The organism is Tolypothrix sp. VBCCA 56010, assembly GCF_050875635.1.
Lineage (GTDB): Bacteria > Cyanobacteriota > Cyanobacteriia > Cyanobacteriales > Nostocaceae > Hassallia.
The window spans coordinates 1-23,611 of the sequence record NZ_JBPAOH010000097.1; the positions used below are offsets into that span (position 1 = coordinate 1).

A 23,611-nucleotide genomic window follows, 5' to 3' on the forward strand; every position below is an offset into this window, starting at 1 on the left:
AGAAGCATAAGTACTTTTAAGATATTTAGTATCACCTAGCACCTAAAACTACGCAATGGCTGGTTAGCGATCGCCTTGAGGAGAAAACTTTTTGGTTTACTGACTTTCTGAAAGTACGGCTGACGTTGACCGGAATTTGAAGAAAAATCTTTATCAAAATCGATTTCACACCCCGGAATACTTTTGGTTTTCGCCGGAAAGTTTAGAATTTGTTGGTTTTGAATTGATCGGCAATCAATATCAAGAAATTACACCAAATCAGCGGGGATGGCTTTGGAGTCAAGTGCTAGGTTTGTATTTGGGTGTGGAGGGGGGTAAACTGCGTTATTTTACACTTGATGGCGATTTAGTACCGACACCAGAAGAAGCAGCAACAGCCCAGCAGCAACAAGCAGCCTCAGCACAGCAACGCGCAGCCTTAGCGCAGCAAAGCGCAGCCTTAGCACAGCAACAGGCATCTGAAGCGCAGCAACGCGCAGCCTTAGCAGAATTGCGTTTGCAACAGGAACTTCGGCGATCGCTCATATTAGCCGAACAACTGCGAGCGTTAGGAATTGATCCAGATACGTTGACTTAGCTCAAAAATGAGAGTAACGATATATGGCAATGCAAATAAGTTATGGTATAATCACCAAGATGATTTTTACAGAGCTTTTTAGCAGCAATTAATTATATGTAGGAACTTTCATAGCTAACAAGCTTCATTGAAGAAAATTAGGTGCGTATGTACTGAGCGAGGAAGCAGGAATTGTTGCAAACAATGCGAGGAGCTGCCCGTAAAGCAAAGAAGCTGAGAAGAATTCTACCAGTTAATGATAAGTGGTGGGCAAAGTTTGACTTACTGAGAATTTTAGTGCGGCGGGACTTGGAAGCGCGGTACAAAGGTTCTATTTTAGGTAACTTATGGCCTTTGCTGAATCAGTTATCACAATTGCTGATTTATACTTATGTGTTCTCTGTAGTGTTGAAGGTGAAGTCTCCAGTCAAGAATTTGCCAGAAAATAACTTTACTTTTGGTTTGTGGTTATTTGCCGGATTGGTCTGTTGGATTGCCTTTAGCGGTGGATTAATCCAATCTGCTAGTTCGGTAACAGCACAGCCGAACTTAGTCAAAAAAGTAGTTTTTCCCTTAGGACTATTACCATTAGTACCGATTTTATCAGCGTTTATTGAAAGTTCCTTCGGTTTAATGGCGTTGATTTTTTTTGTAGCGGTGACTTCGCATACTTTACATACCACCTTGGCGCTGTTACCCTTGGTCTGGCTACCACAGCTATTATTAACGGCAGGATTAGGTTACTTAGCAGCAGGGCTAACAGTATTTTTGCGAGATATTCCCCAAAGCTTAGGAGTAATTTTAAACATTTGGATGTATTTAACACCAATTATTTATCCAGCTACGGCTATTCCAGAGCAATGGCGCGGATGGGTATTTTGGTTAAATCCCATGACAGCGATCGTAGAAGTCTATCGCGACTTAATATTAGTTGGAGAAGTCAAACACTGGGGCGAATGGGGAGTTTCCTCACTAATTGCTTTAGTAATTTTTTGTGGCGGATTGTGGTGTTATCGGCGTCTGCGTCCAGCATTTGCCGATGTGTTGTAGATTAAGAAACTTGATTAATTACGATCGCGCTCTGATAATGGACAAGAACACCTAAGAGCGCGATCGCGCTCTTAGGGAATTAATCCGAATAATTTGCCGAGGAGAAAAATACTATTTTTTACAGTCAATTTGGTAGTTAGCCAATAGAGACCAGGAACCAATCGTTAAATTACGGTGTCTTGCACAATAAACAACATTTGAAAAACAAGATTGTTACATATGAATTGCAAGTCATAATATCATAGCGTCAGGTGGAGCGCAAAGCCTTATCATCCCATGTTGAAGTTAAGCCCGCAGGGTTAAGGCTAAAATCTCTTTCTTCACGCATTCAATGTGCGACAAATACGATAAAATACAGCAATTATTTAGCGTGTTCACAATTTTTGGTGGTAATGCCTGCGGCTAGTCTGATAGGCTCTTGGTGATGGTGTGGAAGTTTTGAGGAGTAAGGGCAACAGCATGGGAGAAGAAATTGCTATTTCCCTAAAAAATGTCTCGAAGTGTTTTAAGCGGTATGCTCGTCCAGTAGATAGACTCAAGGAACTGTTGTTACCTGGTAAGAGTAGAGCCGATAAATTTTGGGCGCTACGGGATATTAATTTGGAAATTCCCAAGGGACAGACAGTAGGAATTGTTGGGCGAAATGGCTCTGGGAAAAGTACAATGCTGCAAATTATTGCTGGCACGTTGACACCAACGACGGGAGAAGTACAGGTTAAAGGTAGGGTGTCGGCGCTGCTGGAGTTGGGGAGTGGGTTTAATCCTGAGTTTACTGGGCGGCAGAATGTCTTTTTTAATGCACGGTTGTTGGGGTTAAATCAAAGGGAAATTGAAAATAAATTTGATGAGATTGCAGGTTTTGCGGATATCGGTGATTTTATTGAGCAGCCTGTAAAAACTTATTCAAGTGGAATGTTTGTCCGTTTGGCTTTTGCAGTAGCGGTAAATGTTGAACCAGAAATTTTAATTGTGGATGAAGCGCTTGCTGTCGGGGATGTAGTGTTTCAACATCGCTGTATGCGACGGATGCGAACCTTGATGGATTCAGGGGTGACAACGTTGTTTGTCTCCCACGATTCAGGCGCGATTAAAACATTATGTAATTCAGCCGTAATGATTCATGACGGGCAAATATATACTACAGGATTGCCCAATGCCGTCATCATAGAATACATGAAATTAGTTACAGAACTAGAATTGGAGTTAGGGCAAACGGATGAAGTTGAAAATAAATTTAGCGAGCAGAATAATTCTCCTGCCTTACGTTGTAATGGAATTGATGTCAAACAAGAATCGAACAGCAATGTCAAGCTAACACGTAGAGGAAACGGCAAGGCTGTTATAGAGGAAGTAAACCTACTTAATCAATTTGGAGAGATTACTAGCGAAAGTCCCATTTTTGGATTTAATGAAGAAGTAACGTTAAGAATTAATTTAAAGGTAAACCAGCCACTTCAAGAGTGCATTGTTGGTTTTTATATTTGCGATAAGAATGGAAATGAAATTATTGGTAGCAACACTTTTGAAGAAAATTATCCGATTAGTAATTTGGATACAGGAGATAGGCTGCAAATCGAATTTAAATTTAGCTTGCCTTTAAGAACAGGTTCTTACAGTTTGACAGTAGCTGGAACAGAAACTTATGCATCCATGACTTTTGACTGGATAGATAATGCAATCGTTTTTCAGGTGCTTCCGCCAGATACAGGTAAGCAAGTTCATGCTTTAGTAGATCAGCCAATGAGCGTGAATGTCATCCACAAAAAAGTATTGACATCTAATATTAAATCGCTAAAGACAAGTATTAATATATGACTTTGAATGATTTTAAAAAAGATTATCCATCTTACCAAGAGCTAACTGAAGATGAATTGGACGAAAATCATAGTTTAAAGAAAATGTTCCGCTTGGTAGGAGAAAACAAGCGAGTAGTAGATTTTGGTTGTGCAACTGGTTATTTTGCTCAACTACTATTAAAAAAAGGATGCACAGTAACGGGAATTGAGATTAACCCTGATGCTGCAAAAGTGGCGGAAAAATATTGTGAAAAAGTAATCGTAGCCGATTTGGATTTTGTATCTCTAACTGAAGTGCTGGCTGGTCAAACATTTGATATAGCTGTATTTGGAGATATTTTGGAGCATCTGCGGAACCCGTGGAGAGTTCTAGAAGAAACACAGCACTTATTGAAGCCGGATGGATATGTCGTAGCTTCAATTCCCAATATTGCTCATGGGGCAATTCGTTTATCTTTGTTGCAGGGTAAGTTTGAGTATACAGAACTAGGAATTTTAGATGCTACGCATTTAAGATTTTTTACACGCAAAACAGTCGTGGATATGTTTGAGCGTTCCGGATACTTAATTGGTAATATTGATTGCACTAAAGTACCTGTATTCTCTGATATTCCTGTCTTACCACATATTGATAAAGATGACTTTAGCATAGAACTAACTCAAAAAATTGAACAAGATGAAGATGCAGATACTTTTCAGTTTATTATACGTGCATTTCCATTATCGCTAGAAGGTAAATATGCAGCATTAAATGAACAGTATTCTCAGCTAAAAAATCAGATTGAGCGATCGCACTCACAACTGCAACAGACTCAAGCAGAAATAGAGCGATCGCAGTCGCAACTGCAAAACACCCAAGCAGAATTAGAGCGATCGCAATCGCAACTGCAAAACCAAAGGGCAGAACAGTCGCAACTGCAACACACTCAAGCAGAATTAGAGCAATCAAAATTGCAATTGCAACACACTCAGCTAGAACTAGAGCAATCAAAATTGCAACTGCAAAACACCCAAGCAGAATTAGAGCGATCGCAATCGCAACTGCAAAACACCCAAGCAGAATTAGAGCGATCGCAATCGCAACTGCAAAACACCCAAGCAGAATTAGAGCGATCAAAATTGCAACTGCAACACACCCAAGCAGAATTAGAACAATTGAAAGCCACTATCAGCGGGATACAAACAAGTAAATTTTGGAAGTTGCGGACTCAGTGGTTAAAGCTGAAAAAACTTAGCGGATTGGTTAAAGAATCTTAAATCAATTGTTGTAACTATAACTGCTATAAATTTAGACTGACACAAACAAGGAAATCGGGATTGATTCCAAGGAGTATTTATTATTATGTCTAACCTACCCAGCGTCACTGTTATTGTACTGAATTATAATGGTTTGAGGCATCTGCAAGATTGCTTTTCTTCATTGCTCAAGCTTGATTATCCCAAAGATAAGCTTGAATTGATGTTAGTAGATAATGCCTCAAAAGATGGCTCTGTAGGGTATGTTCAAGCTAATTATCCTCAAGTACGGATTGTTTGCAATGAGGACAATCTAGGCTTTGCCACAGGAAACAATCGTGGTGCGCGTGAGGCAACAGGCGATTATATTATATTTTTGAACAATGATATGTGGGTAGATCCCCAATTTGTCCGGGGATTAGTAAAAGCTGTAGAGAGCGAACCTGGAGTGGTCAGTGCAGGAGCGAAAATTCTCAACTGGGACGGAACTCGGATTGATTTTGCCGGGGCAATATGTAGCTTTGCCGGACATGCAGCGCAGGTAGGTTTCGGGCAAACTTATGACCCACAGGAGTATAACGAAATCAAGCCAATGCTATTTGCCTGCGGTGGTGCGATGATTGTTGACCGACAGGTATTTTTGAATGTAGGCGGTTTTGATGATGACTACTTTATTTATTTTGAAGATGTTGACTTAGGCTGGCGATTGTGGATATTAGGATACAAAGTCGTTTTCGCTCCAGACGCTATTACTAATCATCGTCATCACGGAACGATGAAAAGTTTTTCCAACTACAGGCAAATGGTGCTGTACAAGCGAAACGCCTTCTATTCCATGATTAAAAACTACAGCGATGGCAACTTAGGGCAAGTATTATCCGCAGCAATGCTGGCGACGGTAGGTGGTGTAATTGAACAAGCTGTGGCAAGTGGACAGTTAGATAAGGATGCTTACCACATCAAGAGTACTAAGAGTCTAGATGACTCACCGATCTTATTGGATAAATTGAACGTCAGCGCATTAGTGGCAATGCAAGATGTGGTGGAACATTTGCCACAAATGATGGCAAAGCGAAGTCTTCTACAGCAGCAGCGTCAGCGTTCGGATGAAGAAATCGCCCATTTGTTTCGTCCGTTGTTTCCTTTACCTCCCCAAATTACTGCACAAACTTCTTACACAGTTGCAGATGCATTTAAAGTTCAGCAACTTTTTGCAGACAACCCTCGGCGAGTGTTAGTGTTTAGCCCAGACCTTTTACCTTACCCAGGCTTACCGACTGTGGGTTCAGGGCTTCGTGCTTGGGGTATTGGGCAAGGTCTGTTGAGTTGCGGACACGAGGTAGTGTTCTCGATGCCACGCCCATCACTGAAGAAATTTGAAAAACTGGTTAGTGCAGAAACATTACAACTAGCTTGGGAACCTTATGGGATGGTGGATGTGGTCAACACAGTTCAACCTGACATCGTGGTGGTTTGTAGCTGGGGAATCATGAAAGATTTGCATCAACATCCGATGGGTCGGGTGCCGGTGATTTTGGATCTACATGGTTCTCACATGTTAGAACGCGAATATCAGAACTTGGGTGACTGGCACAGTAATGCCCAAGCTAAGATTACTGCTTTCCAAGAGGCAGACTTTTTGACTTGTGCTGGCAAAACACAACTAGTTTATTTTCAATCTTGGCTACAGCAAGCAGGCTGGAGTGAACTCGAACAGCGCGATCGTTCAGCAGCTATACCTATTTCTCTCTCGCCCGATTTGCCAAAACACTGTCCCCAAGATGAATTAACTTTCGTGTATGGTGGAGTATTTTTGCCCTGGCAAGACCCATCAATTGGGTTATCTACTTTAGTACAGCAACTGGAGCGTCGCAACGCTGGCAGACTATATCTATTTGGTGGCAAACATCCTTGGATTCCCATCGATACCGGAATTATTGATTTACTGCTAGAGCAATTGCAAAAGAGTCCTCGTGTTGTTATACCGGGTACAGTATCTCATGAGGATTTGATTGCTAAATATACCACGGCACACGTGGCGATAGACTTGATGAAGCGCAATCGGGAACGTGAGCTAGCGTTTACTACTCGCACAGTGGAATATTTGTGGTGTGGATTGCCAGTCATCTATAACGACTATGCCGAGTTGTCTGACTACATCCGCGAATACGACGCTGGGTGGATTGTAGATCCAGAAGACAGCGAAGCGATCGCTGCTGTCATTAATGAGATATTCGACCATCCGGAAATTGTTACCCAGAAAAGCCAGAATGCACAACGTTTAGCTCGAGAGCAGTTCAACTGGGAAAAAACTATTGCTCCAATAGATAAATTCGTCCGCCACCCAAGTATGCGATATCGCCCACTACTACATCCTCCCACAGTGCCAGTAGTAATCGAAAAACTACTAACTGCGCCAGTAGAAATAGAGAAATTACAGGCACGACTTAGAGGAATGAATAGCAGTAAGTTTTGGCAATTACGGCAAGCATGGTGTCAACTGAAGCGGAAAATCGGGTTGGGAAAAAATAAGGTCGAGCTAGTGGAACAATTACAGCCTCTAATTCAATCAAATCAGGTAGAACTAGAGACACTACGCAACCTGATTGCAGCAATGGAGAGCAGTAAGTTTTGGAAATTACGCAAAGCATGGTTTCGACTGAAGCGAACAGTCGGGTTGGGACAAAATGAGTGATATGGAGTGTTCAAACCATACTATTAGGCATAACTACTCAGACACCTTTCAACTCTAAATTCCTCACAAACAGGATTTAAGGATTTATTATATGTCTTACTTCCCAAAAGTCACAGTTATTGTACTTAACTACAACGGTTTAAGGCATCTTAAAGATTGCTTTTCTTCATTGACTTCTCTGGACTATCCAAGCGATCGCCTGGAGTTGATGCTGGTGGATAATGCCTCAAAAGATGGCTCGGTTGAGTATATGCAAGCTAATTATCCTCAAGTACGGCTGGTTCGCAATGAAGACAATCTAGGCTTTGCCACAGGAAACAATCGTGGTGCGCGTGAGGCAACAGGCGATTATATTATATTTTTGAACAATGATATGTGGGTAGATCCCCAATTTGTCCGGGGATTGATCCAAGCTGTAGAGAGCGAACCTGAAGTAGTAAGTGCAGGAGCGAAAATTCTCAACTGGGACGGAACTCGGATTGATTTTGCCGGGGCAATATGTAGCTTTGCCGGACATGCAGCGCAGGTAGGTTTCGGGCAACCTTATGACCCACAGGAGTATAACGAAATCAAGCCAATGCTATTTGCCTGCGGTGGTGCGATGATTATTGACCGACAGGTATTTTTGAATGTCGGCGGTTTTGATGATGACTACTTTATTTATTTTGAAGACGTAGACTTAGGCTGGCGGCTGTGGTTGCTGGGTTACAAAGTCGTTTTCGCACCATCCGCGATTACTAATCATCGTCATCACGGAACGATGAAAAGTTTTTCCAACTACAGGCAAATGGTGCTGTACAAGCGAAACGCCTTATATTCAATGATCAAAAACTACAGCGATGCCAACTTAGGGCAAGTATTATCCGCAGCAATGCTGGCGACGGTAGGTGGTGTAGTTGAACAAGCTGTGGCAAGTGGACAGTTAGATAAGGATGCATACCACATTAAGAGTACTAAGGGTTTAGATGACTCACCGATATTATTGGATAAATTGAACGTCAGCGCATTAGTGGCAATGCAAGATGTGGTGGAACATTTGCCACAAATGATGGCAAAGCGAAGTATTATACAGCAGCAGCGTCAGCACTCTGATGAAGAAATCGCCCATTTGTTTCGTCCGTTGTTTCCTTTACCTCCCCAAATTACTGCACAAACTTCTTACACAGTTGTAGATGCATTTAAAGTTCAGCAACTGTTTGCAGACAACCCTCGGCGAGTGTTAGTGTTTAGCCCAGACCTTTTACCTTACCCAGGCTTACCGACTGTGGATTCAGGGCTTCGTGCTTGGGGTATTGGGCAAGGTCTGTTGAGTTGCGGACACGAGGTAGTGTTCTCGATGCCACGCCCATCACTGAAGAAATTTGAAAAACTGGTTAGTGCACAAACATTACAACTAGCTTGGGAACCTTACGGGATGGTGGATGTGGTCAACACAGTTCAACCTGACATCGTGGTGGTTTGTAGCTGGGAAATCATGAAAGATTTGCATCAACATCCGATGGGCAGGATGCCGGTGATTTTGGATCTACAAGGTTCTCATATGTTAGAACGCGAATATCACAAGGGTGACTCAGACAGTAATGCTAAGGATATTAGCGCTTTCCAACAGGCAGACTTTTTAACTTGTGCTGAGGAAAAACAACTAGTTTATTTTCAATCTTGGCTACAGCAAGCAGGCTGGACAGAGCAAGAACAGCGCGATCGCTCAGCAGCTATACCTATTTCTCTCTCGCCCGTGCCAAAACACTGTCCCCAAGATGAATTAACTAAAGAACGTTTGACCAAGGATTTAACGATTAATTCTCTTGATAAATTTGTGCGTTATCCTAGTATGCGATCTCGTCCGCTACTTCATCCTCCAGTTATTCAGCAGACACCATTACAGTCGTTTCCCGTACAACTACAACAAATTAAAAGTCTTAAAAGTCTGTGGAGTAAAGTTAAGTTCCACTATCGACAAGGGGGTTTTAGACACTTAGCTTATAAAAGTGCATTTTACTTACGGAAACGATTAGTGACACGTTAATGGGAGGATTGATATTCAGTTTCTTATATATTAGATTTGATAAGTTGAATTACGCAGTACTTAGAGGAAAGGATGTTAAACAAAGGTATAAAAACAATCCAACGCATACTGCTAAATTTGAAATCTCCACAAGGACTCGCAGTTAAGGCATTGGAGCAGTTACAGTCTCAGTTGCAACAAACTCAGACAGAGTTGGCGCACTTAAAAGAACCTCCTTCTAATTTTTGTATATTACGTAAACAGATAGCTGAACGATATCTTAAAGGAAGTGGAATTGAAATTGGTCCACTTCATCAGCCACTTGAGATTCCTTCTCATGCTACAGTTCGCTACATAGATCGATTGCCTCTAGATAAGTTAAGGAGTTTATATCCAGAACTCTCAGATTATGAATTCGTAGAACCAGACATCTTAGATGATGGTGAAACTTTGCCATCTATACCTGACAGTTCAGTCGATTTTGTAATTGCCAATCACATGATTGAACACTGTGAAAATCCAATTAGTACAATTGAGAATCACCTGAGAGTTCTTAAACCGGATGGTATCCTGTATATGGCTGTACCTGACAAAAGATGTATCTTTGATCGCGATCGCCCTGTTACTACGATAGAACACGTCTTACGGGATTATAAAGAAGGACCTGCGTGGTCAAGATACTCTCATTTTGAGGAATATGTTCGGTTGGTAGATAAAATTCCTGAGGATAAGGTTGCTGCCCATGCTCAATATTTAATTAATATTAACTATAGCATCCATTTCCATGTTTGGACTGACATAGCTTTTTTGCAACTCCTTTTATATTGCCAAGAAAATCTTTGTTTTCCCTTTAATATTGAACTATTTCAGAAAAATGATTTTGAGTATATTACAATTTTAAGGAGAATTAATGTTGTTAATTAAATATAAAATTCTATATTTTAATAATATATAGAATTTATTATATATTTTTCACATCGGATAGTTTAAGGATACAAAACAAGCAAAATGAGAGCATTAGTAACAGGCGCAGCAGGATTTATTGGTTCACACGTTACCGATCGCTGCCTTTCTTTGGGCATGGAAGTAGTAGCAACAGATGACTTGTCGGGTGGATTTATAGACAATGTTCCTACTAGCAGTAAATGGATTGAAGGTGACTTAAAAGATCCAAATTTTGTCACCTCACTTTGGGAATATGGTCCGTTTGACTACGTTTATCATATAGCAGCTTATGCAGCTGAAGGGCTTTCTCATTTCATCCGGCGTTACAACTATCAAACAAATTTAGTTGCTTCCATAAATTTGATTAATGAATCAGTTAAAAATGATGTTAAATGTTTTGTATTTACATCTTCAATAGCTGTTTATGGCGCTAATCAACTGCCGATGAGTGAGGATCTAGTTCCACAACCTGAAGACCCTTACGGCATTTCTAAATATGCTGTGGAACTAGACTTGAAAGCAGCTCATGAAATGTTTGGTCTAAATTATATAATCTTCCGCCCTCACAATGTTTATGGTGAACGGCAAAACATTGCTGATAAATATCGTAATGTTATCGGTATTTTTATGAATCAGGTTTTGCAAGACCAACCTATGACTGTCTTCGGTGACGGTTTGCAAACACGGGCTTTTTCTCATGTGGATGATGTTGCACCTTTGATTGCTCGTAGTCCCCTTGTAAGCGAAGCAATTAATCAAGTGTTTAATGTTGGTGCTGACAAGCCGTATACAATAATTCAGCTAGCAGAAGAGATTGCTGAAGCATTTGATAAACCCCTTAATATTAAGCAGTTAGAGGCACGTAATGAAGTAGTACACGCTTTTTCAGATCACACCAAAGTTCGTGATGTATTTAATCCTCCCGCAGCGATTGATCTGAAAACAGGTATTCGGCGAATGGCAGAATGGGTAAAATCCCAAGGACCAGCTGTTCCTGTGGAATTTAAGGATATTGAAGTCTATAAAAAATTGCCACCAAGTTGGGCTAAAAAATAAGGTATTTGTGAGGAGAAACAAAGTAGCGGCTTACATTACTGCTTACAAGGATTATGCAGCTCTAAATCAGTGTATTCAGGCAATTAGTCAACAATTTTACGAAGTTAGTGCTGTCTTTGTATTAGACAATTCGCCTGTTTCACTACTAAAAAATACTGACAGTTCAATCGTAATAAGCCATCACCCAAGTAATATTGGTATTGGTGAGGGTTTGAGGATAGCAATAGAGTGGGCAATTAGCCAAGGGTACGACTTTTTGTGGACATTCGATCAGGATAGCGTACCCACTCCTAACTGTCTTGAAACTCTCTTAGAAACCTACGATAAACTGAGGAGCGATAATTACAAAATTGGGATTATCGCTCCTACTCCTATAGATGAAAGAACAAATGAAGTTGTAGAGGGTGCAGTATATAATTGCGATCGCTTTGCTGCTTATAAGCATAATAGCAAAGTTCGTTTTTATGAGTGTGATGCACCTATTACCTCTGGTTCCCTAATTGCTGTGAGTGTAGCAAAAACTATTTCGCCTCCTAGAGGAGATTTATTTATTGATGGCATTGACCTTGATTATGGATTACGTATTAGACAAAAAGGTTTTAAAAATTTAATTGTCCCTAGTGCAATTATGTACCATAACTTTGGTCTGCCTATTAAAGTTAAGTTTCTTAATAAAGAAATTTTTATCCAAAAATACTCTGCTCTTCGCCACTACTATATTTGCAGAAACCACACATATCTATCCACACGTTACGCAAAAGGATGGTACAAATTAAAAAGCTGTCTGCGACGCTTAAAATTTTTAATCCGTACCACAGCTTTTATATTAATGTATGATTCTGAAGACAAAGTGATAAAAATTTGGGCTTGCTTATTAGGAACGTTTCATGGTTTAAAAGGCAAGCTTGGTAAAACTTGGCAGTAAACTATTGAAAATCCTCATTTTCATTACAAATAAAGATGCTAAACCCCTGAAAAAGCAGCGCATCAAAAGATTTAATGAACATCGAACCTACTAATAGTATACCTGATGTCTTACTCATAGAACCTCAAGTTTTTGCTGATAATCGCGGCTTTTTTTTTGAATCATACAATCAGCAAAAATTTACAGATAAAACAGGCATTAACGTCAAGTTTGTCCAAGACAATCACTCGTTGTCTAAGCAAAATGTTCTACGCGGCTTACACTATCAAGTCATTCAACCCCAAGGTAAATTAGTCCGCGTCGTTGTTGGTGATATCTTTGACGTAGCTGTAGATATTAGAAAAAGTTCTCCTACTTTCGGTCAATGGGTTGGTTACGAACTCAGCGCTGAAAATAAACTTCAACTGTGGATACCACCAGGTTTTGCTCACGGCTTTTTGGTGTTTTCCGAAGTTGCGGAAGTACTTTACAAAACTACAGAGTATTATAATCCCCAAGGCGATCGCTGTATTCTTTGGAACGATCCAGATTTAGCCATAGATTGGCATCTTGTGGCACCACCAATTTTATCTGGTAAAGACCAAGGGGGTAAACCTTTGGCAATGGCTGAGGTATTTGATTAATATCGCACTAAGTGCGATCGCACCATTAAAAAACTTTGTGCGATCGCGAATTGCGTGTTAATTTACAGAATGAAATCGATTGCGTAATGCAAACAGACGCAGGTTAGGCTAACAACGTCAAGATGTAGCCAGTATTATCGTCGGAATAGTCGGTGTTGACGCGAACAAAGTATGTACCAGCTCCTAAAGTAGCGCTGATTGTCTCATTGCTGGAACCAGAATTATAACTAGAGTATAACTCTTCATAATAATCATACTGACCGTTACCGTTGCTATCGTAAATCAGTTCTACGTCCGCATCATTACTTAGACCAATCAAGTCCAATTTAAAGTTGCGGCTACTGGAAAGGCTAAAGCGATACCAGTCCTCACTGTCAACACTGCCTACGAAATCCTTGAAGCTGCGTGTACCACTAAGGAAACCAATATCAAGAGCCGTACCTAAAGTGTTACCTGGATCTTTGGGAGTAGTGGCTGCGTAAGAAGTTGCTGACACTGCCAGAGTGTAGTTGGTATTATAGCTGGAGTAATCGGGGGAAACACGGATGAAATAAGTTCCTGCCCCTAAGGTTTTGTTGATGGAGCTATTGGAACTACTATAAGCACTAGTGCTGCCCAGTTCATCACTATAATCTACTACTCCATTGCCGTTGCTGTCATAAATTAGTTGCACATCAGCAAAATCGCTTACACCACTCAAGGATAGATTGAAGTTGCTCGTCTGGCTCAAATTAAAGCGGTAGTAGTCGTTGCGGTCAGCACTGCCTACAAAGTCGGTAAAACTGCGGTTGGTGCTTACAGTACCAATATCAAGAGCCGTACCTAAAGTGTTACCTGGATCTTTGGGAGTTGTGACTGGGTAAGGAGTTGCCGATACTCCTAGAGTGTAGTTGGTATTATAGCTGGAGTAATCAGGGGAAACGCGAATGAAGTAAGTTCCTGCCCCTAAAGTTTTGTTGATAGAGCCATTGGAGCTGCTATAAGCAGTGGTGCTAGTTAACCGATCGTCATAATCTTGTACTTGATTGCCATTGTTGTCATAAATTAGTTCCACATCAGCGAATTGGGTTACACCACTCAAGGATAGACTGAAGTTGCTGGTCTGAGCCAAGGTGAAGCGGTAGTAGTCGTTGGCATCAGTAGTACCTACAAACTGGTTAGTAAAATTGCGACTGCCAATTAGGACACCAAGATTAGAAGCGGTGTCTAAAGAGTTATCATCACGGTTTGCTGGCAAAGAAATTGAGCTTGATGAAGTACTCAGACGATTTTCTCGATATCCATAAATCTCGAAGTGTTGCTGCGCTTGCTGCTTGTTGAAATTTGCTGCCTTTAAATCAGCATTATTAGCAAGGTAGTAATTAATATCAAATGATTCTGAAGAGGTACGTCCCTCAGTCAAACCATAATCCTCGAAATGTTCTAAAAGTTGAGCGTTATTAAAACCTGCTTGAGCCAAGTCGGAATAGATGCCACGGTAGTAATTGCTATCAAAGGAAATAGAAAATCTGCGTCCCTCGCTGACACCATAGCTTGCCAAATGCTCAAGCAGCTGGTGATTGTCAAAACCTATTGCAAACAGGTCAGGATTCGCAGCCCGATACAAGTTTAAATCAACAAACGCACTGAAACGCCGTCCCTCACCCACACCGTAGATTTCCAGGTGTTGTAGGGCTTGGTTGTTGTTAAAACTTGCTAAGTCGCCGTTTACAGAGCGATAAAATTTCAGGTCAACAAGGGGCGAAAATTGGCGTCCCTCAGCTACACCGAAGCTTTGCAAATGCCCAAACAATTGCTCGTTGTTAAAGTTCTTTAGGTCGCTATTCTTGCCACGATAATAGTTGAGGTCAACCACGGGTGAAAATTTGCGTCCTTCGCGTACACCGTAATTTGATAGATGCTCATAAGCTTGGCGATCGCTGAAGCCAGCCAAGTCACTATTACTCGCACGATACAAATTGAGGTCAATAAATGCAGAGAAACGACGACCTTCATTCAAACCAAATTGTTGAAAATGTGACTGTAGTTGAGCGTCGTTTAACCCCGCAAGATCGGTATTTGCAGCACGATAGAAATTTACATCAAATAGATTTATTGACATATATAAAGTAATAAATTTGACTTGCTCCCTAATTGATATTATTAGTGTTACCTTCCTGTCACAGTTATTACAGAGAATAATTACTGAAATATAGATTGTATTTCAAAGGAAAATAAACGTATAAACTTGTACAATAGATTTTGGTAAATCACGCAAAAGCGATCGCACTCAACATACACAAAGTGCGATCGCCACGATTAATCAATTCAACTTTTAAATCCCAATCTACAGCTTACGCCAACAAAGTGAGAGTGTAGTTAGTGTTACTGCTAATATCATTGCTGTAGACGCGAACAAAGTAACTACCTGTTCCTAAAGCCTTATTGATTGAGCCATTCCTGGAACTATTACCAAAGAACCTTTCCAACCGGTCACCATAATCTACTACACCATTACCATTGGTATCCTGAATCAGATCCACATAAGCGTAATGACTTAACTCAGTCAAATCTAATTTCAATGTGCGGTTGCTCGACAGGCTGAAACGATAGTAATCATCGCGGTCAGCAGCGCCGACAAAATCTTTAAAGACGGAAGTACCGTTGATAAAACCAATGTCATAAGCCGTCCTTAGAGTGTTTCCTGGGTCTGTAGGAGTTGTGACTGGGGCAGGAGTTGCGGAAACTTCTAAGTTGTAGTTAGTGTTATCTCCAGTAGAGACGGTATAGACGCGAAGAAAGTAAGTACCTGCTCCCAAAGCTTCGTTGATAGAATTGCGAAACCTGTTAACTTGAATGTTGTCTATTCGCTCATTAGAATCAGGCTGATTGTTACCGTTAGCGTCATAAATTAGTTCCACATAAGCAGTATCAGTTAAACCAGTCAAAGAAGCATTAAAATTGCTAGTCTGAGCCACGGTAAAGCGGTAGTAGTCATTGCGGTCAGTAGTGCCGACAAACTGGTTACTAAAGTTGCGGCTACCATTTAAGATGCCAAGGTTAGCAGCAGTTTCGAGAGAGTCATCAGCGCGGTTTGGGAATAGAGAAATTGAGCTTGAAGGTGCAGCTTGACGACCTTCTTTATAGCCAGAAATCTCAAAGTGTAGCGCTGCCTGTTGTTTGGTCAAACCTGCTGCTCTTAAGTCAGAATAACTATCCAGATAGTAAGTAGGATTGAACGATTCACTAGAAATACGTCCCTCAGCTAGACCATTATCTTGGTAATGTTCCAAAAGCTGATAGGGATTTAGATTTGCTTGAGCCAAATCGGAATTATTACTGCGGTAATAATTGCTATCAAAGGAAATAGAATATCTGCGTCCTTCGGCGATACCATAATTTCCTAAATGTTCAAACAACTGGCTTTTGTTAAAACCCACCGCTGACAAATCCGGATTCGCAGCCTGGTAGACATTTAAATCAATAAAGGGACTAAAACGGCGTCCTTCTGCAAGACCAAACTTTTGCAAATGCTGTAAAGCTTGTAGGTTATTTAAGTCTTTTAAGTCCCCGTTGATAGTGCGATAAAAATTCAAGTCAACCAAGCGTGAAAATGAGCGTCCCTCACTTACTCCAAAGCTTCGCAAATGGTCAAACAATTGCTCGTTGCTCAAATTATTTAAGTCGCCATTTTTACCACGATAGAAGTTGAGGTCGAAAAACTGCGAAAATTTGCGTCCTTCAGCAACGCCATAGTTGGATAAATGCTCATAAGCTTGGCGGTTACTCAAACCAGCCAAGTCAGCGTTGCTGGCTCGATAGAAATTCAGGTCTACTAATCCAGAAAAACGCCGCCCTTCATCAACACCGTAATTCTGAAAGTGTGACTGTGCTTGAATATTGTCGAAGCTTGCTAAATCAGGATTAGCTTCACGATAGAAATTGGCATCAAATAAATTTATAGCCATCAGTACTTATTCTTGGAGATGTCTATTAGTTTCTATGTAATTTCTCCCATAAAATTGCGTGTTTTGCTCAAACTTTATGTAAATTTTATTTTACGTGGTAATACGTTAAGCTTGAATGAATTTTATCCAAGAATCACATAGGTATAGGTTAAAAAGGACGCAACAAATCAAGCCCGCAATTCCTCCCAACACCGAAATCTTTGATTCGGTGTTGGGAGGAATTGCGGACTTAGTTGAATATCAAATAGAAATTACACCGAAATCTTGCGTCCAGTAGAAGTTCTCATTGACATTACCCGTGTCGTTTGCCAGGTAATAGTAACCAATGCCCATTTCTCGATAATTGGCGTTGAGAATGTTAGCGCGATGTGCTGGACTGTTCATCCATCCTTGAACAACATCTTCAGGTGTAGCGTAGCCTGCGGCAATATTTTCTCCAAATAGAGAAAATTGATAGCCCGATGCTTTAGCGCGATCGCCCATTGAAGATCCGTTTGAACCCTTATGACCAAAAAAGTCATGAAGTGCCATATCTTCACTATGCGCTTGAGCAGAATTATTCAACTTACTATTCAACGTTAATGGCTGCAAACCAGCTTGCAAGCGTTGAGCATTCGTCAACTGCAAAACGCGATCTATAAAAGGATTGACAGATGATGGCTCCTTGGGTGACTCAGGCGTGATAGACGTAGATGTAATTGCAAGTGTCACGGGTGTAGAAACAATTGCAGGTGTCGCAGACAAACTCAAATTGTAATTAGTGTCGCTGCCCTCGGCTGCTTGGTACACGCGGATGTAGTAAGTACCAGCCTGTAAATTGCTGACATTCAACAATTCACTGTTCTTACCAGCATTACTTCCACGAGCTATTGCTTCTCCATTGCTATTGAGTAGCTCCACATCTGCATTATTCACTCCTCCATTCACTACTATTTTGAAGTTGCTGGTTTGACTTAAATTGAGGCTATAAAAGTCATTATTGTCAGCATTACCAACAGAGTCTCTAAAAATTACCTCCTTAGAGTCTAAAGCTATCTTGTGAGCGTCATTTATCGTGTTACCAGCGCGATCGCTCTTGATATAGTCGCTAGCATTACGACCCTCACGCAAGCCATTAGTTAGGTAGTGTTGCAATGCTTGAGAGTAGCTCAAATTTGCTAAATCAGAATTGTTAGACAGATAATACTTTGCATCGAAAGTCTCTGCTGATGCACGTCCCTCTTTCTCTCCAAAAAGTGCAAAATGGTCTAAAAGTTCTTTGTTACTTAGCTTTGTTGCAGCTAAGTCAGAATTAGCATTCCGATAGTATTTGACATCAAACGCAAGTGAAGATGTGCGTCCTTCATTCAGCCCATAAGTTTCAAAGTGATTTAATGCACCCTCTTTGCTTCCTCCATAAACTTGAGCTACATCAGGGTTATCAGCAACATAAAAATTGAGATCTAACAACGGTGAAAATTTGCGTCCTTCAGCCACACCATATTTTTCTAGATGCTCAAATACTTGTTTGTTACTGAAGCTAGCCAAGTCACTATTGCTTGCACGATAGAAGTTTAAATCCACAAATGCAGAAAAAGAGCGGTTCTCATTCAGACCAAATTGTTGAAAATGTGATAATGCTTGTGCATCATTTAAACCGCGCAAATCAGAATTTGCGGCGCGATAATAATTCGCGTCGAACAAGTTTTGTAAGTTTTGGGGCATAGGTAAGTTTGACTTATTAGTGTCTACTTTTTTGTTGAAGTTAGTATTCCCTATGCCATAGGACTTATAACCCCAAAATGAAAAACTTTTAGGGTTATAAGCACACTTAATTTTTCTGGGAACACACGTAGGCATTGTATCAGAGTGACCACACCAAAACTTGTATCTGTCATTAGATACAAATTCAAAAGCCTGGTATTAATGATTGCGCGATCGCCCAAAATCATCGAAAAGTCTAAAATTTACCAAAAATTAGACTGAGTAAGCGATCCCCAAAAAAATTGACGAGTAGCAAATACTGATTTAATGTGCCTTTTTTCATAAATATAATTTATGTATATAATTCTCTGACGGTATAAAAAATAAGTCTTCAAAGCTTTAGAAATTGACTTTCTTGATTCAGATAATGCAAGTGCTATCTAAAAAACTTACGCCTAATGGTATGGTTAGGATTAGGCTCTTGATGGGGTTTTGACCCAACCGCCAGATTTATAGCTAATAAAATGAGTCAATCAATTTTGCTGATCGGCAATAACGGTCAACTAGGCAAAGAACTAGAAACAATTCTCGCCCCGTCAGGTAATATCATTACAGTTGCACGCCCCACCGTAGACCTTACCCAAGCAGATATCCTCCGCAGCGTCATTGCTTTAAACCAACCACAAATCATCATCAACGCTGCTGCTTACACCGCTGTTGACAAAGCCGAAAGCGAACCAGAACTGGCAAAAATCATCAATGCAACAGCACCTCTGATTATCGCCGAAGAAAGCCAAAAACTAGGAGCTTTTTTAATTCATATTTCTACCGATTACGTCTTTGATGGCTCATCTTGCAGCCCTTACCAAGAAAGTAGCGCAACTAATCCCTTGAGTGTCTACGGTAAAACTAAACTTGCAGGAGAAGAAGCGATTCAAAATACTTGCAACGATTACCTGATTCTTCGCACTGCTTGGGTTTATGGAACATATGGCAAAAGTAACTTTGTCAAAACTATGCTGCGATTGGGTGCCCAAAAAGAAGAAATCCGCGTTGTTGCCGATCAAATTGGTAGTCCCACTTGGGCGAAAGATATAGCGGGTGCGATCGCCTATCTAATTCAAAATAGAATTACCACCAAAATTGCCGGCATCTATCACTACACAAACAGCGGTGTTGCTAGCTGGTACGACTTCGCCGTTGCTATCTTTGAAGAAGCCCAGCAACTAGGCTTTCCTCTGAAAATCCAACGAGTTGTCCCCATCACCACTCCCGAATATCCCACACCAGCTTGTCGCCCCGCCTATTCCGTCCTTGCTTGTGAGAAAATATCCGCAGTTCTCGGAACTTATCCCCCCCATTGGCGACAAAGACTTCGGAAAATGTTAAAGGAGTTAGTTGATAGTTGATAGTTGTTGGGCATTGGGCATTGGGCATTGGGCAATGGGCATTGGGCAATGGGCATTGGGCATTGGGCATTGGGAATTGGGGAGGCAGTGCGTTGCGGTGAGTCCACTCGGCGGTGTCGGTTTCCCGAGCCAGCCGCGTGCGCGGGTTCCCCGCGTTGAGCGGACTGGCGTTCCCGTCGAAGTGGCGAACCCGAAGGGAGGTTCCCTCCGTTGTAGCACCTGCCGTCCGAAGGGCATTCATGAGCGAATTGGGAATTAAAGAAGTTCAAGTTCGCTCATCGTGAATAAGTACGATTCTTTCCATGCCCCATGCCCCATGCCCCATGCCCCATGCCCCATGCCCCATGCCCCATGCCCCATGCCCCATGCCCCATGCCCCATGCCCCATGCCCCATGCCCCACCATCCCTTATGAAAGCACTAATTCTCTCTGGTGGTAAAGGTACACGCTTGCGCCCCCTTACCTACACCGGGGCAAAACAACTCGTACCAGTTGCCAATAAACCAATTTTGTGGTATGGCATCGAAGAAATGGTAACTGCTGGTATAACTGATATTGGCATCATCATCAGCCCGGAAACAGGGGCAGAAGTTCAGGCAAAAACAGGAAATGGAGAACGTTTCGGAGCTAACATCACCTACATCTTACAAGATAAGCCAGCAGGACTTGCTCATGCAGTGCAAGTTGCCCGTCCCTTCTTAAGAGATTCTTCGTTTGTCATGTACTTGGGCGATAATGTGATTCAACAAGGCGACTTGAGTTACTTTTTGAAAAAATTTATCCTTGAACCCCAAGATGCGTTGATTTTGCTGCGTCCAGTTGCCAATCCTAGCGCCTTTGGGGTGGCAAAGGTAGATGACACGGGACGGGTGTTGCAATTGATTGAAAAGCCGAAAATTCCCCCTTCAAATTTGGCATTGGTGGGAGTTTATTTCTTTTCTCATATCATTCATGAGGCGATCGCCACCATCCAACCCTCCACCAGAGGTGAACTAGAAATCACCGACGCTATTCAATGCTTAATTGACCGGAAAAAGCAAGTTACAGCTTGTAAACTTGAAGGCTGGTGGTTAGACACTGGCAAAAAAGATGACTTATTAGAAGCTAATCGACTGATTCTTGACACCTATCTGACAAAATCAATTTTAGGTATGGTGGATTCCGAAAGTCAAATTATTGGACGAGTGCAAATCGGTGAAAGGTCTAGAATAATTAATTGCACAATTCGCGGTCCGGTAGTGATTGGTAGCGATTGTCATTTAGAAAACTGCTTCATCGGTCCTTACAGTAGCATCGCCGATAATGTAACATTAATCGAGACAGATTTAGAACATAGCGTTGTTTTAGAAAATGCAAAAATAGTCGGTATTCATCAACGTATTATTGATAGTGTAATTGGGCAACGCGCACAGTTAACAATTGCACCCCGTCGCCCCAAAGCTTTGCGATTTATGATTGGAGATGACTGTCATATCGAACTGACGTGATTTATTTTTTAACAGTTAATTATTATTCAACAAATCTTGTTGCTCAATTAATCAATTCTCTGCCAAACGGCACAAATATTGAGTACAAAACAGTTATCATCAATAACTCGCCGGAAGATGATTCTATTCATAATCTTCAGAGTGAATCTGTGCTGATTATTGATGCTGGGAGTAATCTCGGTTTTGGCAATGCTTGCAACTTAGGAATTAAATGGATTTACACTCAGAATACTCAGGCTATTATTTGGATAATTAATCCAGATGCCTATTTGCCAGAAAATACTTTATCTCAAGTTAACCCTTTTTTGAAATTACATCCAGAAATTTCAATTTTGGGCACAATTATTCATACTCCCACAGGTGAAATCTGGTTTGCTGGCGGTCGCTTTATTCGCACAATTGGCTCAATTCTGACTCAAGATATGTTAACAAATACAGATGCCGAGTATGTCGCTTGTGATTGGGTTTCTGGCTGTAGTCTCATAATCAATCTTGCTAACTTTCGGGAATGTCCGTTATTTGACCCTGCTTACTTTCTCTATTATGAAGATTTTGAATTTTGCAGGCGTTACGCCAATGAAGGATATTTGATTGCAATAACAAAGCAGTTTGATGTATTGCATCAGCCTTCTTCAATTACTAATAGAAATATTTTCTTAAAAACAAAACATAGTACATACAGTTATTTATTAACTTTAGACAAACACACAAATAAGTTAGTTTTTATTGTGAGAGGAACTAGATTAATTTGTTATGCTCTTTTATTAATGTTTGTCAAACCTCAGATAGGATTGGGTAAACTTTACGGGATGTTAAATTATTGGCGGCGATATAGCAATCCTAAATGATTTGTGAAAAATCACAGTTATGTATATGCTGAAGTAGAAGTGGGATAAGTAGAGTGTATTTTAAGCAATGGAAGAGTTGATAAATTTCATTCAAGGGAACCCAGACCCCAGAGAATTAAAGCGAGCGATCGCACTAAGGATAATTCCTTCTGGGAGCATCGCCGTTGCTACTCCCCCCGTGACTATTGAGGTTTCTATATGCGGCTTTATCTTTGTTTTCTCTTACGCTTGTACATCCTACCGTATTCTCTCGTCATCCTTTTCAAAAATCAAATAGGATTCCTATATCAACCTATGGGTTGGTAGTAAACCTGAACGTTTAGCTTAGGACAAATCATATGCATTTACGAGCCGGAGTGGAGCCAGACTATGAATTTGCAAAATTCGTTTCTGCTACAAACACGACTGTTCACCCTGACTGTCATGTGCGTACTGGAACCCATGTTGCATGTATGCTTCAGGAGAGTTTACTCGGTCACTATAAAAGATACCGAGACAATCCTCTCTTACCATTTGCTTATGTGCAAATGTCGAATAATCAATTGAGAGGAATGCTCTGTTCATTCTGGGATACTCTTCCAGAATGGATAAAGCAGTACAGCGATACCGTATTCATTCGCAGCGAGACGGCGATTCTTCGATGCATTGGCAACAGTAAACTAGCAGTCATCGATCACAGTGGCGATCGGTCGGTTAGCCGATCTCATTTTCGAGATATTCATGCGCTCCTCCAAAAGTTTCCTGATAATATCATTTATAGAATGCTGGACTACCTTACTGATGACTTCGGATTTCTCAACTCTAAGCTCCCTAATACAGTCAGAGGGGCGCAGCGGTTGCTTGAAGAGCCTTACTTACTAAGGCGAGAGTTGGGTGTTATATCTTCTTGCCTTGAATCTGGAAAACAGATGACAGTTCTCGTACCCTATTGTACTGACTTGCAGCAATATCATGAACTGTATAACCAGTTGAGGAAAGCGTTTGGAAATAATATTAGAATCGGTATATCAATAGAAAATAAGTACTCCCTCGACCTTTTAGAGAGTTTCGCTGGCGCTGAAGTAATCTTTTTTGCACCGTCCGACTTGAAAGCAAGCCTGATTCAAGAAAAACGAAGCACCGTTGATGTAACTAAAGCTCCGGAGGTAGTCATAAATGCGGTACGTGATGCTATATCGAGATTTGAGAATAGTTCTGTTCAAGGCAAAGCTCCGGAACTTATTGCCTGTAAAGTCTTAGTTGATCAGATAGCCTCAAAACGTTTTAAGGTTCGTACTCTTTACACTCCAGATCAGTTAGTAATGACTGAACAAGAAAGAAATAGGGTGCAGTTACTGTATACGTGATGAT

The 23,611-nt window shown here is 41.0% G+C and carries 18 protein-coding genes and 1 pseudogene; 15 read left to right on the forward strand and 4 right to left on the reverse strand.

The window, feature by feature from the left end; genetic code table 11:
- Positions 1–115: 115 nt before the first annotated feature.
- The 10 genes and pseudogenes from AABK37_RS26770 to rfbC form a co-directional block, all read left to right on the forward strand.
- A pseudogene (locus tag AABK37_RS26770) lies at positions 116–577 on the forward strand (Uma2 family endonuclease); the annotation flags it as partial.
- Positions 578–760: 183 nt separating this feature from the next.
- Positions 761–1,606, forward strand: coding sequence for an ABC transporter permease (locus AABK37_RS26775; protein ID WP_432554544.1), 846 nt, complete (start codon positions 761–763; stop codon positions 1,604–1,606).
- A gap of 459 nt (positions 1,607–2,065) precedes the next feature.
- Complete coding sequence (locus tag AABK37_RS26780; protein ID WP_432554545.1) at positions 2,066–3,421, forward strand: ABC transporter ATP-binding protein; 1,356 nt, start codon at positions 2,066–2,068, stop codon at positions 3,419–3,421.
- The gene (locus AABK37_RS26785) at positions 3,418–4,659 is read left to right on the forward strand and encodes a methyltransferase domain-containing protein (RefSeq protein ID WP_432554546.1); all 1,242 of its coding nucleotides are present in this window, start codon (positions 3,418–3,420) and stop codon (positions 4,657–4,659) included. Before AABK37_RS26780 ends, AABK37_RS26785 begins: the two co-directional genes overlap by 4 nt.
- Positions 4,660–4,744: 85 nt before the next feature.
- A complete protein-coding gene (locus tag AABK37_RS26790; protein ID WP_432554547.1) occupies positions 4,745–7,333 on the forward strand; it encodes a glycosyltransferase in 2,589 nt (862 codons plus the stop codon).
- 91 nt (positions 7,334–7,424) lie between these two features.
- Positions 7,425–9,359 (forward strand): glycosyltransferase family 2 protein, encoded by a 1,935-nt coding sequence (locus AABK37_RS26795; RefSeq protein ID WP_432554548.1) that lies wholly within the window; start codon positions 7,425–7,427, stop codon positions 9,357–9,359.
- Positions 9,360–9,431: 72 nt separating this feature from the next.
- Positions 9,432–10,262, forward strand: a complete 831-nt coding sequence (locus AABK37_RS26800) for a methyltransferase domain-containing protein (RefSeq protein WP_432554549.1) — start codon at positions 9,432–9,434, stop codon at positions 10,260–10,262.
- An 84-nt stretch (positions 10,263–10,346) separates the two neighbouring features.
- Positions 10,347–11,339 carry an NAD-dependent epimerase/dehydratase family protein gene (locus AABK37_RS26805; RefSeq protein WP_432554550.1) on the forward strand — a complete coding sequence of 331 codons (993 nt, stop codon included), beginning with the start codon at positions 10,347–10,349 and terminating at the stop codon, positions 11,337–11,339.
- Entirely contained in the window at positions 11,296–12,264 is a 969-nt protein-coding gene (locus tag AABK37_RS26810) for a glycosyltransferase family 2 protein (protein ID WP_432554551.1), read from the forward strand. The genes AABK37_RS26805 and AABK37_RS26810 overlap by 44 nt, the downstream gene beginning before the upstream one ends.
- Before the next feature lie 74 nt (positions 12,265–12,338).
- The gene (gene rfbC / locus AABK37_RS26815) at positions 12,339–12,887 is read left to right on the forward strand and encodes a dTDP-4-dehydrorhamnose 3,5-epimerase (RefSeq protein WP_432554552.1); all 549 of its coding nucleotides are present in this window, start codon (positions 12,339–12,341) and stop codon (positions 12,885–12,887) included.
- Between the two features lie 103 nt (positions 12,888–12,990).
- Here rfbC and AABK37_RS26820 read toward each other — a convergent pair whose 3' ends face one another.
- The 3 genes from AABK37_RS26820 to AABK37_RS26830 all read right to left on the reverse strand — a co-directional run bounded on the left by AABK37_RS26820 (position 12,991) and on the right by AABK37_RS26830 (position 18,538).
- Entirely contained in the window at positions 12,991–14,988 is a 1,998-nt protein-coding gene (locus tag AABK37_RS26820) for a PPC domain-containing protein (RefSeq protein WP_432554553.1), read from the reverse strand.
- Between the two features lie 232 nt (positions 14,989–15,220).
- Positions 15,221–16,834 carry a PPC domain-containing protein gene (locus AABK37_RS26825; RefSeq protein WP_432554554.1) on the reverse strand — a complete coding sequence of 538 codons (1,614 nt, stop codon included), beginning with the start codon at positions 16,832–16,834 and terminating at the stop codon, positions 15,221–15,223.
- A gap of 240 nt (positions 16,835–17,074) precedes the next feature.
- Positions 17,075–18,538, reverse strand: coding sequence for a CAP domain-containing protein (locus AABK37_RS26830; RefSeq protein WP_432554555.1), 1,464 nt, complete (start codon positions 18,536–18,538; stop codon positions 17,075–17,077).
- Positions 18,539–19,041: 503 nt separating this feature from the next.
- Between AABK37_RS26830 and rfbD the strand changes: the two genes are divergently transcribed.
- The gene (rfbD, locus tag AABK37_RS26835; RefSeq protein WP_432554556.1) at positions 19,042–19,926 is read left to right on the forward strand and encodes a dTDP-4-dehydrorhamnose reductase; all 885 of its coding nucleotides are present in this window, start codon (positions 19,042–19,044) and stop codon (positions 19,924–19,926) included.
- On the opposite strand, the gene AABK37_RS26840 is transcribed toward rfbD, so the two are convergent.
- Positions 19,912–20,163 (reverse strand): hypothetical protein, encoded by a 252-nt coding sequence (locus AABK37_RS26840; RefSeq protein ID WP_432554557.1) that lies wholly within the window; start codon positions 20,161–20,163, stop codon positions 19,912–19,914. The genes rfbD and AABK37_RS26840 overlap by 15 nt on opposite strands.
- Before the next feature lie 43 nt (positions 20,164–20,206).
- On the opposite strand from AABK37_RS26840, the gene AABK37_RS26845 reads away from it, so the two are divergent.
- The 4 genes from AABK37_RS26845 (at position 20,207) to AABK37_RS26860 (ending at position 23,607) form a co-directional block, all read left to right on the forward strand.
- Positions 20,207–20,365 carry a hypothetical protein gene (locus AABK37_RS26845; RefSeq protein WP_432554558.1) on the forward strand — a complete coding sequence of 53 codons (159 nt, stop codon included), beginning with the start codon at positions 20,207–20,209 and terminating at the stop codon, positions 20,363–20,365.
- Entirely contained in the window at positions 20,337–21,413 is a 1,077-nt protein-coding gene (locus AABK37_RS26850) for a glucose-1-phosphate thymidylyltransferase (RefSeq protein ID WP_432554566.1), read from the forward strand. Before AABK37_RS26845 ends, AABK37_RS26850 begins: the two co-directional genes overlap by 29 nt.
- Positions 21,410–22,261, forward strand: coding sequence for a glycosyltransferase (locus tag AABK37_RS26855; RefSeq protein ID WP_432554559.1), 852 nt, complete (start codon positions 21,410–21,412; stop codon positions 22,259–22,261). Before AABK37_RS26850 ends, AABK37_RS26855 begins: the two co-directional genes overlap by 4 nt.
- A 338-nt stretch (positions 22,262–22,599) precedes the next feature.
- Positions 22,600–23,607 (forward strand): hypothetical protein, encoded by a 1,008-nt coding sequence (locus AABK37_RS26860; protein WP_432554560.1) that lies wholly within the window; start codon positions 22,600–22,602, stop codon positions 23,605–23,607.
- The last annotated feature ends 4 nt before the right edge of the window (positions 23,608–23,611 follow it).